The organism is Desulfobulbaceae bacterium, from assembly GCA_015231515.1.
Classification (GTDB): domain Bacteria; phylum Desulfobacterota; class Desulfobulbia; order Desulfobulbales; family VMSU01; genus JADGBM01.
Window position 1 is genome coordinate 1 of sequence record JADGBM010000075.1, and the last position, 15,419, is coordinate 15,419.

General features: G+C 47.4%; 11 protein-coding genes and 1 pseudogene. 8 read left to right on the top strand and 4 right to left on the bottom strand.

The window, feature by feature from the left end:
- Window positions 1–298: 298 nt before the first annotated feature.
- On the top strand, window positions 299–3,016 hold the full coding sequence (locus tag HQK80_11380) for a topoisomerase DNA-binding C4 zinc finger domain-containing protein (GenBank protein MBF0222809.1): 2,718 nt from the start codon (window positions 299–301) through the stop codon (window positions 3,014–3,016).
- A 10-nt stretch (window positions 3,017–3,026) separates the two neighbouring features.
- On the opposite strand, the gene HQK80_11385 is transcribed toward HQK80_11380, so the two are convergent.
- Entirely contained in the window at window positions 3,027–3,632 is a 606-nt protein-coding gene (locus HQK80_11385) for a DUF3334 family protein (GenBank protein ID MBF0222810.1), read from the bottom strand.
- 230 nt (window positions 3,633–3,862) lie between these two features.
- Here HQK80_11385 and HQK80_11390 point away from each other — a divergent pair, with 230 nt between their 5' ends.
- Together HQK80_11390 and HQK80_11395 are read left to right on the top strand one after the other, a co-directional pair.
- A complete protein-coding gene (locus HQK80_11390) occupies window positions 3,863–4,351 on the top strand; it encodes a zinc ribbon domain-containing protein (protein MBF0222811.1) in 489 nt (162 codons plus the stop codon).
- A 157-nt stretch (window positions 4,352–4,508) separates the two neighbouring features.
- Complete coding sequence (locus HQK80_11395; protein MBF0222812.1) at window positions 4,509–5,687, top strand: ATP-binding protein; 1,179 nt, start codon at window positions 4,509–4,511, stop codon at window positions 5,685–5,687.
- A 682-nt stretch (window positions 5,688–6,369) separates the two neighbouring features.
- On the opposite strand, the gene HQK80_11400 is transcribed toward HQK80_11395, so the two are convergent.
- The 3 genes from HQK80_11400 to HQK80_11410 all read right to left on the bottom strand — a co-directional run bounded on the left by HQK80_11400 (window position 6,370) and on the right by HQK80_11410 (window position 10,120).
- Window positions 6,370–7,077 carry a PEP-CTERM sorting domain-containing protein gene (locus tag HQK80_11400; GenBank protein MBF0222813.1) on the bottom strand — a complete coding sequence of 236 codons (708 nt, stop codon included), beginning with the start codon at window positions 7,075–7,077 and terminating at the stop codon, window positions 6,370–6,372.
- A gap of 432 nt (window positions 7,078–7,509) precedes the next feature.
- Window positions 7,510–8,349 carry a helix-hairpin-helix domain-containing protein gene (locus tag HQK80_11405; protein ID MBF0222814.1) on the bottom strand — a complete coding sequence of 280 codons (840 nt, stop codon included), beginning with the start codon at window positions 8,347–8,349 and terminating at the stop codon, window positions 7,510–7,512.
- Window positions 8,350–8,398: 49 nt separating this feature from the next.
- Window positions 8,399–10,120 (bottom strand): FAD-dependent oxidoreductase, encoded by a 1,722-nt coding sequence (locus HQK80_11410; GenBank protein MBF0222815.1) that lies wholly within the window; start codon window positions 10,118–10,120, stop codon window positions 8,399–8,401.
- A gap of 184 nt (window positions 10,121–10,304) precedes the next feature.
- On the opposite strand from HQK80_11410, the pseudogene HQK80_11415 reads away from it, so the two are divergent.
- The 5 genes and pseudogenes from HQK80_11415 to HQK80_11435 form a co-directional block, all read left to right on the top strand.
- Window positions 10,305–10,463, top strand: a pseudogene (locus HQK80_11415) (hypothetical protein).
- Window positions 10,455–10,835, top strand: a complete 381-nt coding sequence (locus tag HQK80_11420) for a hypothetical protein (GenBank protein MBF0222816.1) — start codon at window positions 10,455–10,457, stop codon at window positions 10,833–10,835. The pseudogene HQK80_11415 and the gene HQK80_11420 overlap by 9 nt, the downstream one beginning before the upstream one ends.
- 169 nt (window positions 10,836–11,004) lie before the next feature.
- Window positions 11,005–11,652 carry an adenylate kinase gene (locus HQK80_11425; protein ID MBF0222817.1) on the top strand — a complete coding sequence of 216 codons (648 nt, stop codon included), beginning with the start codon at window positions 11,005–11,007 and terminating at the stop codon, window positions 11,650–11,652.
- 3 nt (window positions 11,653–11,655) lie between these two features.
- Entirely contained in the window at window positions 11,656–13,029 is a 1,374-nt protein-coding gene (trmFO, locus tag HQK80_11430; protein MBF0222818.1) for a methylenetetrahydrofolate--tRNA-(uracil(54)-C(5))-methyltransferase (FADH(2)-oxidizing) TrmFO, read from the top strand.
- Window positions 12,953–15,419 (top strand): ChaN family lipoprotein (locus HQK80_11435; GenBank protein MBF0222819.1); only part of this gene is annotated, 2,467 nt, incomplete at its 3' end. The genes trmFO and HQK80_11435, both read left to right, overlap by 77 nt.

Sequence of the window (15,419 nt, forward strand, 5' to 3'; positions counted from 1 at the left end):
ACAGTTTTTATAAAACCATTAGGACAGTAACACCAACTTGAAAGACCAATAACCAGTTATAAAGATTAATAATAAATAATATCTTTCATTAATAATATAAAATATAGTTGTCTGTTAAGTCTAACATGGTCTGTTCCTGTGCCTGTTCTCCAGTATCTGAAGCACTTGAATCTCCAACCGTTATATACTTTATGTCTGAGTAAATTTTTCCGGTTAGGGAAGCAGCTTTGCTCCATCTGATTTTGATGGGTTAAAACAGACCAACATACAAGGTTCATTTGATACAACAGGGGGTAGCATGGCAGATACACTCATTATAGTTGACTCTCCAGCCAAGAAATTATTTTTTGACGGCTATTATTCCGGCGAGGCCGAAGTCTATGTTTCCATGACTCCTGTCGCTCAGCCAAGGCATAAAGGCAATGGTTCCGGTCTGGGCGGTGTTGACTTTTCTTTTTCTGTGGCAAACGGTGCTCAGGAGGTAGTGGCCAAACTTGCGGAGTACCAGGAAAAGAATATACTGATCGCCCTGGATGCTGATCCTCGCAGCGAGTATTTGGGGTGGATACTCAGCTCCTATGTAAATCAGATTAGTAAAGGGAAAAATACTGTTAAGCGTTTGACGCTTTCGGGCCTTAGCGAAGAAGATGTTAAAAGAGCGCTTGACTTTGTCAGCGTTGTTGATGAGCAATGTGGGCTTAACTTTTATACACGTAACTTGTTCGAGGCTTTCCTGGCCAAACATCTGGTTCGACTGGTTGGAACAAATCGGGGTCCTGGTAATTTTACTCTTCAATACAATAGTTTAACCCCGATGTTTCTTCTTGCCGATCGGGAAGCTGAGATCCAGACCTTCAGGCCATCGCTCAAATGGCAGGTAAAGGCCGAGTTGAGCTTAAATGGGCGATTTTTTCAGGCACGGCTGGAAGAGGCCTACGATATGACCACTGACGGATTTTTTGCGGAGGAAAAACAGGCTTTATGGATCAATGATCTTATTGACGATGATCCATTTGTAGTTGATACAATCAAACGCTCACCATTGGTTATACAGCCTCCATCTCCCTACATGCTGACAGAACTTCTTCACGATGCCTTGGTGCTTTATGAAGCGAGCCCAAAAGATACATTGGGATGTTTGCGGAAACTGTTTCATGGTGTTTCCTGTGGCGGAAAAACTACGGGTGTAATTTCGTCATTTTCGACACTGGAAAATGCTGATGCCAGCGGCTGGTTGAAGAAACTTAAAGATGAGGTCGTTTTGCTGTCTGGCCCCGATGCCCTTGGTGATGGGGTGGTTGAGCCGGTAACGGGTATGATATTTCCCTTGATGCCTCATTTGACTGCCGAGGCAATTGCAGGGTTAAGTGAGAGCGAGGCTACTATCTACGAGTTGATACGTTGTCGCGCCCTGGCCAGTCAGATGAAGGCAGCCGTGGGCGAAAGACTGAATATTGAAATAAGTGCAGGGCCAGAGGCATTTTTCTCGACACAGTTCAGCTCTGTGTCGGAAAAAGGTTTTCTTGCAGTCTATCAGGGACGCTATGATAAGAGCTTATTGTTGGCGGAGAGTCCGTTTGCAGGGATTAAGGAAGAGCAGGTTCTAAATCGCATAAAACTGATTGCGGACCAAAAAGGAGGGGTGCCCGCTGAGCATTATACCATTGATACGCTGTTTGCTGACCTCGCCGACTTTTCAATTATCGCAGATCCTGCCAATATTTTACTGATTCAGGGGCTGGCTGATGCCGGGTATATTGTTATTACCAAAGAGGGATACTTGAAAGTTGGTGAAAACATAAAAAAAGTAACCTCAATTTTAAGTAAGGCCTTCCCATACATGCAGGGGATCAATCTGTCGGCCTATATTGAGCAGACTATAGTTGAGGCGAGCACGGGCCGGAAGGGATTGGAGTTTGCTCTGAAACAGTTTGACCAGGCGCTCACTCTCCAGGGGAGAGTATTGATTAAGGCTAAGCTGCCGACTACGCTTAAACCCAGATTGAGGCGTTCCAGTACAATTATTAAACAGGTCAGTGAGGAGCAGGTCGAACCAACTGCTCAGGAAGAAGTGGTTCCGATTAGCGATACTGTCGGATCAACAGAAAACCACGAGGAGCAACTTGTCGCTAAGGTTGAAACTCCAAGTGCTGCGCCTGTCAAAGCAGATCAGGTTGCAGCGGAGGATCGGGTTTCTGAACTCATAGAGGGGCAGCCGGCTGAGCCAGAGGTTCTGGATAGCCCTGAGGAGGAAGCCGTTGTAATGGATGACCAGCAGGCGTCCTCTGCTGAAGATGTAACAGAGAAACTGACTGAGGAGGTTATGGCGGAGGCAATGGAAGAGCCATCGTTTCTAGCTGATAGTGGAGATGAGTGGCCTGAAGAGCTAGAAAAAGCCTTTGAAGCTGCCCTGCATGAAACAGACACAGACGCTGGCACTGTGGATCCTGACGCTGAAGTTGCAGCGTCGGTTCCGGGGCCGCCGAATGAAAAAATAATAGCGACTGATTTAACGCAGATCTGCCAGGTGTGTGGGAAGGCGATGCTTCTGAAGGAGGATCGTTTCGGGCAGTTCTGGTCATGCTCCGGTTTCCCGGCCTGCCGTCATACTGAAGCCTTTGATAAAAACGCTCAAACCATCTATTGCCCGATTTGCAGAGAAGGGGCGCTTGTTGCCAAGCGGACACCTTCCGGCAAATCGTTTTATGTCTGCCAGGATAGTGACTGTGAGTTTATGTCCTGGGCTAAACCGCATTACGTGAGCTGTAATCTTTGCGACTCGCAGTATCTTGTTGAGAAAAAATCGAGCAGTGGCAAGATTGCGCTGCGCTGTCCGAAGGCCGGGTGTGACTATTCACAGCCTCTGGGCGGAGAAGAGGCTGTGATTGGTGAGGAGCCAAAACCCAAAAAGCGAATAGTCAGGGTGCGAAGAAAAGCCGGCAGCGCCGGTGTTAGCAGTGGCGCTGGTTCCGGAGGGAAGAAAAAGGTTCGTATTGTGCGCCGAAAAAAGACGTAAGCTGTGACCTTTACACAGCTTTGATCTCTTTAATAGAGATAAACTCTGTCTGTTCCAAGGCGAGTTCAAGTTGGAAGCGTTCCTGCTCAATATTAAAGGCCATGCGACGGTTATCTCTGTGGTCGGAGTCAATGGTCAGGGTTATGGCGTTGTTGAGGGCAAGGACCTTTGGTTGTCCGCATACGGCAATAAGTTGATATTTGTCGGCGATCATGCGCATGAATTCACCCATGATCTGATTGATAATTTCGCCAATACTGTCAATTACCTCGTTGGAGGTGAAATCTTTGGCAAGATCTTCTTCTGGCATTCCCATTGTAAGCATGTAGTTGCGGTAGATTGAAACAGCGGCATCGCCTGAAAAATTAACAACTAACAGCCCGTTGTAATCTCCACTGAACTGTAGAAAGCAGCCAATATCAGGTTGCATCATGACTTTTTGGATTTTCTGAATTGTTGATGAGTAATCAATGTTCTTTTTTGTGCTGGTACTCAGTACGTTTTTAACTGCTTCGCAAAGTATACTTGAGACAACGTCGATTGTTCGGTGGGCTGATTCCAAAGCGTATCCTCTTGTTTGTGAGTTGGATGATTGGTGTACTGATTTGATTATCATAGTAAATGGTATTTCAGCTGCTTAGATGAAGTCAAGCAGTAAAACCATTTTCTGCCCCGAATGGTACTTTGTATCTCGATAGATGGAAGGTGCCCACTTGATTGACTTTGCTGTGAACTATCATTAGTAGGGCGCTGAAAATGATATTTGCAGATCAACTATATGTTGAGTAGATTGCTTGGAAGTGCTTTAGTCATAGATATTAGCAAACAATAATAGTGGAGTTACTTATGCCGATTTATGAATTTTACTGCGATGCTTGTAACACAATTTTTAACTTTTTCTCAAGTCGAGTGAATACCGAAAAAACGCCTCAATGCCCTAAATGCAGCAAGGCGCTCCAGCGTCAGGTTTCAATGTTTAGAACCATTGGCAAGGCCAAGGAGCCAGGTGAGAATGGTTTGCCTGATATTGACGAAAGCCAGATGGAACGGGTTATGGGAGAGTTAGCCAGTGAAGCGGAGAACATCAACGAGGATGATCCCAAGCAGATGGCCAGAATCATGCGGCGGTTTTCTGAGAAGACCGGTCTGTCACTCGGGGACAGTATGGAAGAGGCCTTATGTCGTCTGGAAGCTGGAGATGATCCGGAGAAAATAGAAAAGGAGATGGGCAACCTTTTTGATGGTGATGATATCTCCGGGATGCTTGCCCAAAAAGTATCAAAGGCTGGCCGCCAAAAACGCCCCCTGAAGGATGAAGAGCTTTACGAACTTTAGGAGCCGTCAAAAAAACAACATGGCTATATGAAAAGAGGCCATATTTGGGAATTGAGCTAAGTTGCGTGACTGGATACAATCAAGATCACTGCTCGTGTTCTTATGCAAATTTAAAATTGAAGTTGAAATATGCATAGATTTATCGTACGGTTGAGATATGGAACTGATCACTCGCACAGCGGAAAGGTATCTCCTGCGGTTTGCCGGGCAGTATCCGGTGGTGACGATTACCGGGCCTCGGCAAAGCGGTAAGACGACCTTGTGCCGCAAGGTTTTTGCCGATAAAAAGTATGTCAGCCTGGAAAACCTTGACAGTCGGCAGTTCGCTAGGGAAGACCCCCGCGGTTTTCTGGCCGGGATGCCGGACGGCGCAATCCTTGATGAGATCCAGCAGACCCCGGAACTTCTTTCGTATATCCAGACTCTGGTTGACGAAGATGAACGTCATGGCCTATTTATCCTGACCGGCAGCCAGCAGTTCGAGGTCTCAAACGCCATCAACCAGTCTCTGGCCGGTCGCACGGCCATTATCAAGCTGCTGCCGTTTAGTCTTGAAGAGCTGGGTCGGCTGCCAAACGATTTCACGGTTGATCAACTGCTGCTGACCGGCTTTTATCCCAGGGTCTGGAAGGAGGGGCTTGAACCCTCCCAGGCCCTGGCCGGATATCTCGAGACCTATGTGGAAAGAGATATCCGGCAGCTGATCAATATCAAGGATCTTGGCCTGTTCCAGCGTTTTGTCACCTTGTGCGCCGGGCGGGTCGGGCAGCTTCTGAATTTCAACAACCTGGCCTCAGACACCGGAGTTTCACACCAGACTGCCAGGAACTGGCTGACCTTGCTTGAGGCAAGCTATATTGTCTATCGGCTGCAGCCCTATGCCGCCAATATCTCCAAAAGGCTGATCAAATCGTCTAAACTCTATTTTTATGATGTGGGTCTGGCCGCTCATCTGCTTGGTCTGGAAAACATCCTGCATGTCAGCCGCGATCCCTTGCGGGGCAATTTGTTTGAGAACATGGTGGTCATTGAGGCCCTGAAATATCGCTTGCACCGGGGGAGACGGAGTAATCTCCATTTTTACCGGGATAGTAACGGCAACGAGGTTGATCTGCTGTTCACCGTCGGTCCGGACCTGTATCCCATCGAAATCAAGTCTGGCATGACGATTAACCGGGACTACTTTAGAGGGCTTGACCATTTTTCCGGGGTTATTGGAGCGCCGTTGGGGCGCGGCCTGGTATACGGCGGCGATCAACGTCAGCGGCGCACGGACACAACTATTTGCCCGGCGACTACTTTCCATACTCTGCTGGCCGATCTGGAGGAAAGGTGAAAAACCATGAATGATTGCCACCTCTGTCTCATCTCCGGCTAGCTCATACTCAATCTGCTGCCCCTTTTGCAGGAGCGTCCGAGTCGGGCTTTTTTCCTACTTTTTTTTCAAGGCCGCATATTTTTGATAATGTGGGCTGTGATAATAATCACATACCCCACAACTCGTAAGCTTGAGTGCAAAAGACCCTTGAACTTCCCCACCACATAAAGTGCCGGCAACTCTCGCACACTTTCTTCCATTATCCGGATATGCTGGACATACGCCCAGTTCTAACGAGTTTTTGCCATTTTTTTCACGACCACATTTTTTGAACTCCCAACAATTCATCAACTTGCTCCTTTAAATAAATGGGTTGCTTTCGGTAAGAATCGACGTACGCACTTTCGGCAACAGGTGTGTATTTGATGCTGCTTTTAATAAATTATGCAATATGTGATGTTCTAAGACAAGAGGAGAATTACTAGTTCGGGATTCATGGGCAAAAACTTCTATGGAATTCGTGGAAAAAAGTTCTTCGGTCAAAGGGAAATAGTTCAGATGACGGTGGCCAGTTCTCCTGGAGGCTGAAAGGGTTCGTCGGTGGAGAGAGTGCGACTGGAATTGGGAGCTAAAATGAAAAAAGGCGACCCGTTATGGGCCGCCTTTTTGGTTTGGGGATACAACGAAGGAGAAAATTGTGTTATGCTTGTTTTTTTCTACGTCTGCTAATTCCAGCCAGACCGGCTAAGCCGGTACCGAACAGGAACATGGTGGCTGGCTCTGGAACAGGGGCGGTACCCTGGCCCATTAAGTTGTCATTGCCACACCCCATGGTGAAGTGGGTGTAAAAATCACTGCCATTTAATCCTGCTACTGAGAAAAAACTACTCAGGTCAAATGAAACAGCATAGTGGTTTGTGAACGCCTGACTTCCCCAGTTAAGAACTTCGGCGTCAGCCACTTGCGCGGTGGTCATTAGGCCGTTTGAACTGCCAGTTGAGCCCGCCCATGTACCTGTGCCACCGGCAACAGTAGTTCCCCCCGAAACGTATTTCCAGGGGTTTGAAGAAGGCATGGAGTCTTGATTTAGTGCATAATATACAGTGGTGGTCGTGTCCGTCGGATCGAGTTTAACAACGGAAAACACGAGTGTGCTCCAATCGATGTCTAGCGCATATTCATACCCAAATGCATTATTGACATTGTTTTGACCATTTGAAAGGCCTGTGGGTACTGCTGTTTGACCGTAAACTGCGTCAGTGCTTATAAAGATGTCACCTGAAGTGAAGTCTTTAGATCCTGAAGTATAGCCAGAGACTCCATTTCTAAAGTCAAAACCGCCTATTAGGGAAAGGACGTTCCCTTTAAGGAAAACACCTTCTAGATCCCAAATTTGATTTGGATCCATTCCTGGCTCAACTTCATTGTCTTCTGAAGCTGTACCTTCACCATCAAAAATTGTGATATTTGTGCCGTAGATACTGCTTGCATAAGCAGAAGAGCCAAAAAGCAATGTTCCCAGTGCCAAAGATATCAAAACTGTTTTTTTCATAATTCATATCTCCATATTTTTTAATCTGTTATTTGATAAGTTTTCCTGATTCTATAAGCTATTCTCATGCCAGTTTTAAATTTAATTTAATAATGAGAGTTATTTCAGTGTGATATGATGTCTTGTGGTAGGGGCTGGTAGTTTGTTGCGGTATCTATGTACTGAGTAGTTGTACTGTATTCCGAAAAACCGGAAGACCGCTTGTCTATTTCCGGAAATTTGGTTTTTTTTGCTATTGTATCAGGGAGTTATCGTATTGTTTGAGGCGGTAAACCAGTTGGGAGGCGGTTACTTGATGGCCTGCATGTATCGCTGCAACTCTTGGGCAAGTAAGGTGCTGTCAACAAGCAGTGATAGCTCATTGTTATATGCCAAGGCCGAGTGCGTGAAGTTGTGACTTCCGACAAAGCAGAATCGATTATCAATGACGACAATCTTGCTGTGGGTCGTTGCCTTGGGGCTGTCAAAGCGGACTTTTATGCCTTTTTTACGGAGAAGTTTGGCGGTGTTTTCATTTTCCTTGTTGAGGTTGTCATCATAGTCGGAGCGTTCAAGGAGTACAGTAATAGCAACCCCTCTCTTTTTAGCCTGGGTCAGGGCCTGAATAACTAAAGAGGGTCTGTTCTTTGGCGAAGACGTTGTTTTGAAGACGAAGATGGTGATGGTGATTCGATCTTCAGCATAGTTGATAAAATTTAAAAGGGTGTCGTAATATGTCGAGTCGGCCAGGATTTTGATTTCGCCAGGCCTGGTATTGATGCGCGGCACAAACCGGTAGGCGGCTTCCGGGGCAGGAGTAGCGTCTGGAGGCTCTTTTTTGTTGAGTGTTGTTGAACCGGTAAGGCTGAGATAGGGCCTAATTGCTTCGAAGGTGCTTTGACCAATTTCTGGGCATTGCTGGATTTCGTCTAGTGAAGAAAACTGTTTATTTTGAGTACGGCACTTGACGAGTGCCTTGGCTTTAGCCTTCCCGATAAATGGCAGCTGTTCCAGTTCTTTGGATGATGCCGTGTTGGGGTTAAGGGTTCCCTCAAGAGCAAAGGCATAGTCAGCGGAAAGTGTGACGCTGAGCAGCAGCAGAAAGGTACGTGCTGTTTTGGTCAGAACTGTGAAAAGAGATAGGGGCATAGTATAGTAATTTCCATTTCGTTCTCCTTAATCTTCCCTTCCCTGGTTTTTATCGGCCTGGCCACCAATCTATCTTGATGCGGCGCATCAGGTTAAATCCTCCGCCCAGAACCAGAGAGTTTTTATTGTCAATGCTGTCAAGGTAGCGTTGGATCTCGTAGGAGCGTGTGCCGGCATCACAAATAATGATCAGCGTTTTATCGACAGGGATCTCTGAGGCTCGGCTCCGGATTTCAACATAAGGAATGGGCAACCAGCGATCAGGATATGCCTCCTTAAAGAGGCCGGACTCATTCGGATGTCGAATGTCAAGGGCTATCCAGTCAGGCTGTGTTTGAGGCTTACCCATCCAGTCAAGGAAATTATCAATTGATACGGTTCGCAGTCTTCCGGCAATGACATTTTCGGCGACATTAGCGGTAGCGTTTAGGGCATCAAGAGCTGTGGCAAAGGGTGGGGCGTAGGCCATTTCCAGATTAATGAAATCTTCAACGGTTGCTCCTTTGGCAATTAGGGCGGCTGCGGCATCCAGGCGGGCCAGAACCGAGTCGCCCATTGGGCCAAAGCCCTGGAAACCAAGAACACGCCTGGTGGTTTTGTCAAAAACCATTTGCAGAGGAATAATGGCCTGGGTGGGAAAGAAATGAGCCCGATCGGATTGGGCGGTAATGGCACAGCCCGCATTGAAACCTTCCGCCAGTGCAGACTCAAGGCTGAGTCCTGTAGCACCAATGGAAACATCAAAGGCTTTCATTACAAACGAGTTAAGGACACCGTCGAAGGTGCTGGGTATACCGGCCAGGTTGTCGGCAACGATTCGCCCCTGGCGGTTTGCCAGTGAACCAAAGGGCGCAAGGCCCTTTTTGCCGGAAACAAGGTTGGTAACTTCGATACAGTCGCCAGCTGAATAGATATCCGGGTCGGAGGTCTGTAGGCGTTTGTTGACGACGATACCGCCGTTTTGGGCAACTAGAAGACCGGCATCCCGTGCGAGCTCGCTGCGTGGATGAACTCCAACGGCCATGATTACGATATCGGTTGTGATCTCCTGTTTGTTGGTAATGACCTTATAGGCTTCACCATCTTGCTCTATGGCTTGCACCATTTCATTGGTGAAAACAGTAATGCCATTTGATTCCAAGTGATGGGTGAGCATTTTGGAGAAAATTGGATCAACTATTCGAGACAGTATCTGGGGCATCAGTTCAATAATAGTTGTTTCAACCCCCCAAAGGTCACCGAAGGATTCCGCCATTTCAATGCCAATTGGACCGCCGCCAATAACAACAGCCCGACCAACTTTACCCTTGGCCAGTTGGTCTTTAATGGCGATGGCCTTGTGCATATCACTGATAGTAAAAACGCCTGGCAGATCCATGCCGGGAATGGGTGGCCGGTTTGGGGTGCAGCCTGTTGTCAGCACCAGTTTGTCGTAGGTAAGTTGGCTTTGTGCATGCGTGTCAAGGTTGGTGATGGTTACGGTCTTGTTTTTTCGGTCAATGGCGTCTGCCCGTGTTCTGGTTAGAACGTTTACCCCCTTGGCGTCATTAAAAAAGCCAGCATCGCGAACAGCATGAAAACTGGTTGAACGAAGCTCTTTTTCGTCGGAGACATCGCCTGAGACATAATAGGGAATGCCGCAACCGCCGTAAGAAATTAAGTTGTCCTGGTCAACAATGGTGATCTGGGCTTGAGGGTTAAGGCGTTTTAGTCGGCAGGCGGTTTTGGGGCCAGCGGCAACACCACCGATAATAAGAATATTCGCATTCATTGATAATTCCTTATGGGTTTTAAGTAGAGCCCCAAAGTATACCCAAAGGGAATTCATGTCAATGCGGGCAGCCAATGTAGCAAAAAAACTTTTCATTATTGTTCTGGAGTGCGACAATGAATTGGGTACGAAAAATTTCCGGTGCAGGTGAATAATGAAGAAGAAAGATCAGGTGTTCAGATGAATTCTGGGATCTGCCGTTTATTATGGTGACGGGGGACGACCATCAAAACTCATTACTTCGGAGCCGGAACCATATTATTTTGCAGGAATTGTTTATGAGCGGCGGGGCAGCTATACGAAGGCCAAGGAGGAGCTGACTCGCTGTATTGAATTGCGGGAAGGGCACGTCAAGGCCTATGACTTATTGGCACTAGTTCATCACCGAGAAAAGAACTATGCAGAGGAAAAACAGGTGCTTGAAACAGTTTCCGAACTTTCCCCTGATAACCCGGAGCGCAATATTAATCTGGGGCTGGCCTCTGCAAACACAGGTGATCATGGCTCAGTAAAAAAATATCTGAAAGAAGATATGGCGGTCTATTACTTTAATTTGGCGGTAACCTATACAGAGCGGAGTCGTGGAGCCTCCGGGCCGGAAAAACTCGAAGGTTTCAAAACAGCTGAAAAGTTTGTCAATAAGGCGATTGACTGTGATCCCGAGCATAAAGATTCACGGAAACTCTATGCCTGGCTGGATGAACATATAAATTAAATTTTCCCCTACCGAAGACAAGTTTAATTGTGTATATTGTCCAGTTCACCGGTTAGCCTTGGCGTATGACGGCAGAGTGCGTCTTGTTCAGAGTGGTTCAACTCTTTCAGGCCCCGGATCAGTAAAATACAACGAAATAGTTATTAATTTTTTTTTCAAGGAGAATTTCATGAAAGTAATGTTATTAGGCGCTCCTGGCGCTGGTAAAGGTACTGTGGCTAAACTGTTAACAGCGCTCGATGGCTCTGTGCAAATTTCCACAGGTGATATTTTGCGCGCCGAAGTTCGAGCGGGTTCAGATCTTGGCAAAAAAGCCAAAGAGTTTATGGATGCCGGGGATCTGGTTCCAGATTCAGTGATCATGGGGATGATGGAGAAACGTCTGCAGGAGGATGATTGTGCCAAAGGTTTTCTGCTTGACGGCTTTCCGCGCACAATTCCCCAGGCTGAAGAGCTCAAGGCCTTGATGAAACGAATTAATATCGATCTTGATATGGTAATCAATATTGATGTGCCTCGGGATGTAATTCTTGACCGTCTCTGTACCCGAAGAACCTGTGAAAATGGTGATTGTCAGGCAATCTACAATGTGAAGAGCAATCCACCTAAAAAAGAAGGTATCTGTGATAAATGCGGCAGTGCGGTTATTCAGCGTGCCGATGAGACCGAAGAGGCAATTACCCATCGTCTCGAAACCTTTACCGAAAAAACAGCGCCATTGATCGGTTACTATGAGAAGGAAGGAAAGTTCAAAAACGTTCCCTGCACCTCAAGCGATGATGTTGTTAAGGCAGTTAAGGATCAGTTGGGCCTTTAATCTATGGTAGGAGATACTCCTCAGGTAGATAGCCCGTCTCTGACGGTCATTGGCGGCGGTTTGGCAGGCTGTGAAGCAGCATGGCAGGCCGCCGCTTTTGGTTGCAGGGTACGATTATTTGAAATGCGTCCGCAAAAAACCACTCCGGCCCATGAAACGGGATTTCTTGCCGAGCTGGTATGCAGTAACTCATTTCGTTCCGATGACGGCAGTTCGGCAGTGGGCCTGCTTAAGGAAGAGATGCGCCAGCTGGATTCGCTGATCATGGTGGCGGCTCAGCTGCATCGGGTTCCTGCCGGTAAGGCCCTGGCGGTTGATCGAGCAAAATTTGCTCAATATATTACCGAGGCTATATCCGCACATCCTCTGATTACGGTCATCAAGCAGGAGGTTGTGGAGATTCCCGACCTGTCAACTGTAACTGCTCAGAATCCGGTTATTCTGGCAACCGGCCCACTTACCTCTGACCCTATGGCCCAAAGTCTTGGGCGTCTTACAGGTCAAAAACAGTTATCATTTTATGATGCTATCGCTCCGATTATTGTAACGGACTCTGTCGATAAAGCTGTTATTTATCAAGCCTCCCGATACGATGATGGGCCGGGAGATTATCTTAACTGCCCCATGAACAGAGAGGAGTATGAGGTTTTTATTACAGCCATGAAAGAGGCGCAGACTGTCCCTTTAAAGTCTTTTGAGGATAAGAACTATTTTGAAGGATGTCTGCCGATTGAGGTTATGGTGGAGCGGGGAGATGATACGCCGCGTTTTGGCCCGATGAAACCGGTTGGTTTGCCTGATCCCAGGACAGGTAGAGATCCCTATGCGGTTGTTCAGCTGCGTTTTGAGAATCAGGAAGGGAGCCATGTGAATATGGTGGGCTTTCAAACAAAACTCACCTATGCTGAACAGAAGCGGGTGTTCACCTTAATTCCCGGCCTTAAAAATGCCGAGTTCAGTCGGCTGGGCAGCATTCATCGCAATACCTTTATTTGTGCCCCTGAACTTTTGGATGAGCACCTTCTTTTTAAGGGAAGCAATGGCCTGTTTATCGCCGGACAGCTTTCCGGAGTTGAGGGCTATGTCGAGTCAACAGCCATGGGCCTGATTGCCGGTATTAATGCTGCCAGTCTGATGCATGGCTATGAGTTGAAGGCTTTGCCCCCGGAGACTGCCCACGGAGCTCTGATGCATCATTTGACGCAGGCTGAAGCGAAACGTTTTCAGCCTTCCAATGTAAATTTCGGTTTATTTCCTGCTATTGGCAAGAAAATGCCTAAAAGGTTACGAGGTGAGTACCGTGCAGAAAAAGCAGTTCAGTCGTTTTCTCTCTGGAAAGAATCAAATCAAATCTTTAAGCAGCGCTCTGGCGCTTAGCCTGCTGTTTTTTTTCTCTGCTCTCCCCGCTGGCGCTCTGGAAAAGAGAGATGATCTTATGCCGGAATACAGGTTGGCAATTGCTTTTGATATCGAAGCCCAGTTGCTTAAGGGCATTGCGACTCTTGAAATTCCCGCTAATCTGCCTTTAGCCCTTAGTTTTAGTTCTTTTGATATTGGTGCAGTTGAGCTGGACGGGAAGCAACTTTCGTCTGATTCAAACGGGATAAGTCTCGCCCCTTCTTCAGCAGCCCAAAAACTTATCGTCCACTATTCCAAATCGTTTAAAAACTCAGACTCAGACCTGGTTAGCACAGAAGGGATCGCCCTCACAGGTGTCTGGCATCCTCTGCCGGACAGGAAATGCCGGTTTTCCTTACAGGCCAGCGTTCCAATTGGCTTTGAGGCGGTGTCCGAAGCTGATACCATAAGCCAGGAAATTTCGGTCTCCGGGAAAACCTTTATCTTCAGCTTTGAACAGCCACTGCGTGGGTTGCACTTTGCGGCAGGGCCGTACATTGTTGAACAACAAAGTATCCCGAGCAATGGAGTGGCGGTTGTTTCCTATTTTTTTGCTGAAGATAGGGAGTTGGCAGCGCACTATAGGCAAAAGGCCCAGGACTACATCATCCGTTATGAAAAATTGATAGGCCCATATCCGTATAAGCGTTTTTCCATTGTTGAAAACAGGCTGCCAACCGGCTATGGCATGCCGTCAATGACCTTGCTGGGTCAGATGGTGGTGCGGTTGCCGTTTATTGTTGAGACCTCGTTGGGACATGAAGTGCTGCATTCCTGGTTTGGTAACTCTATTGATGTCGACCAATCGTCTGGCAACTGGTGCGAAGGCTTGACTACCTATCTTGCCGATCATGCCTATGCTGAGGAGGATGGAGCGGGGCGGGAGTACCGGAAAAATCAGCTCTTGAAAAATCAGCATTATGTTCATGGTGATAAGGCGCTTGCGGTTAAAGATTTTACTGGAGGTGATGGTCGTCGCACTCCTGAGCACCTGGCCCATAATGCTGTGGGCTACGGCAAAGTTGCGATGATTTTTCATATGCTGGCTCAAAAGGTAGGGCAGGATACTTTTGAGGCGGCTATCCGAGACTTCTATCAGCGCCTGAAGGGTAAAACTGCCTCGTGGGATGATATTCACGAGAGTTTTGACCCGTATTCCTCGGACCTGGACCTGTTTTTTCAGCAATGGGTTGATCGGGTTGGCTTGCCGGAGGTAGCGGCTAAAGATTTTAAAGTCGATGAGGTGGATGGTGATCTGGTGGTCAGTTTTACACTCTATCAAGATGATGCCCAAAACCCCTATCTTCTTGATGTTCCCCTAGAATTAACCACCACCAACGCTGTTTTGTCGAGAACTATTCTGCTGACCCAACAGCAACAGCAGGTGGAGTTTAAGCTCGCCGAATATCCGGTCAGTCTGGTTATTGACTCTGGCTACGATCTTGCCCGGCAACTCAGCCATGAAGAGGTGACTCCGACCTGGGACTGGTTCAAGGGTTCTGCCCATAAAATAGCAGTTATCGGCAAGCCTTCTGATTATGATATTTTTGAACCGTTAATCGACGAAGTAGAAAGGCAGGGCGCTGAAGTGATTGCCGCCAATGAGGTTGATGATGCCCAGCTTACCGAAAATGGGCTTATCTTTTTTGGCATAACGCCGCCGGCTGTACGGTCTTTATTCTCCAAACCCTCCCATCCGGAGCAGGGATTTGTGGTTGATGTTCGCAAAAATCCCTTAAATCCAGACAACCCCGCTGTACTTGTTTCGGCATCCAGCCTAGATGAAGTCAAATCCGGCATGGCAAAGCTTAAGCATTACGGCAAGTACTGTTATCTCCATTTTGAGCAGGGGCGGGCTATAACCAAAAGCATATGTCAGGCGGCCAGTGGCGTTGGTTATGGATTAGAAAGGACACCTGTTGTGCTTGAGGTTCCAAAAGCTCAGGGGTTCACTGCTATGGTCGATGCGCTGCTGGATAAGAAAATTATCTATGTTGGCGAATCACATACCAGCTATGCCGACCATAAACTTCAGCTGCGGATTATCCGTGAGTTGTATCAGCGGGATCCAAATCTTGCCATCGGCATGGAGATGTTTCCCCGATCTTCCCAGGTGGCCTTGGACCAGTTTGTTGCCGGTGAGATCAGCGAGGCCCAGTTTCTGAGGGACTCGAAATATTTTGAGGTCTGGAGTTTTGATTATCGACTCTATCGAGAGATATTGAATTTCGCTCGAAGCCGGAATATTCCTGTGATTGGGTTAAATATTGAAAGAAAATATGTCAGTAAGGTGTATAAGGAAGGTGGCCTCTCGGCCCTGGGGCCGGAGGAGTTGAGCGAGCTGCCGGTTGATCGTGATCTTGATGTTG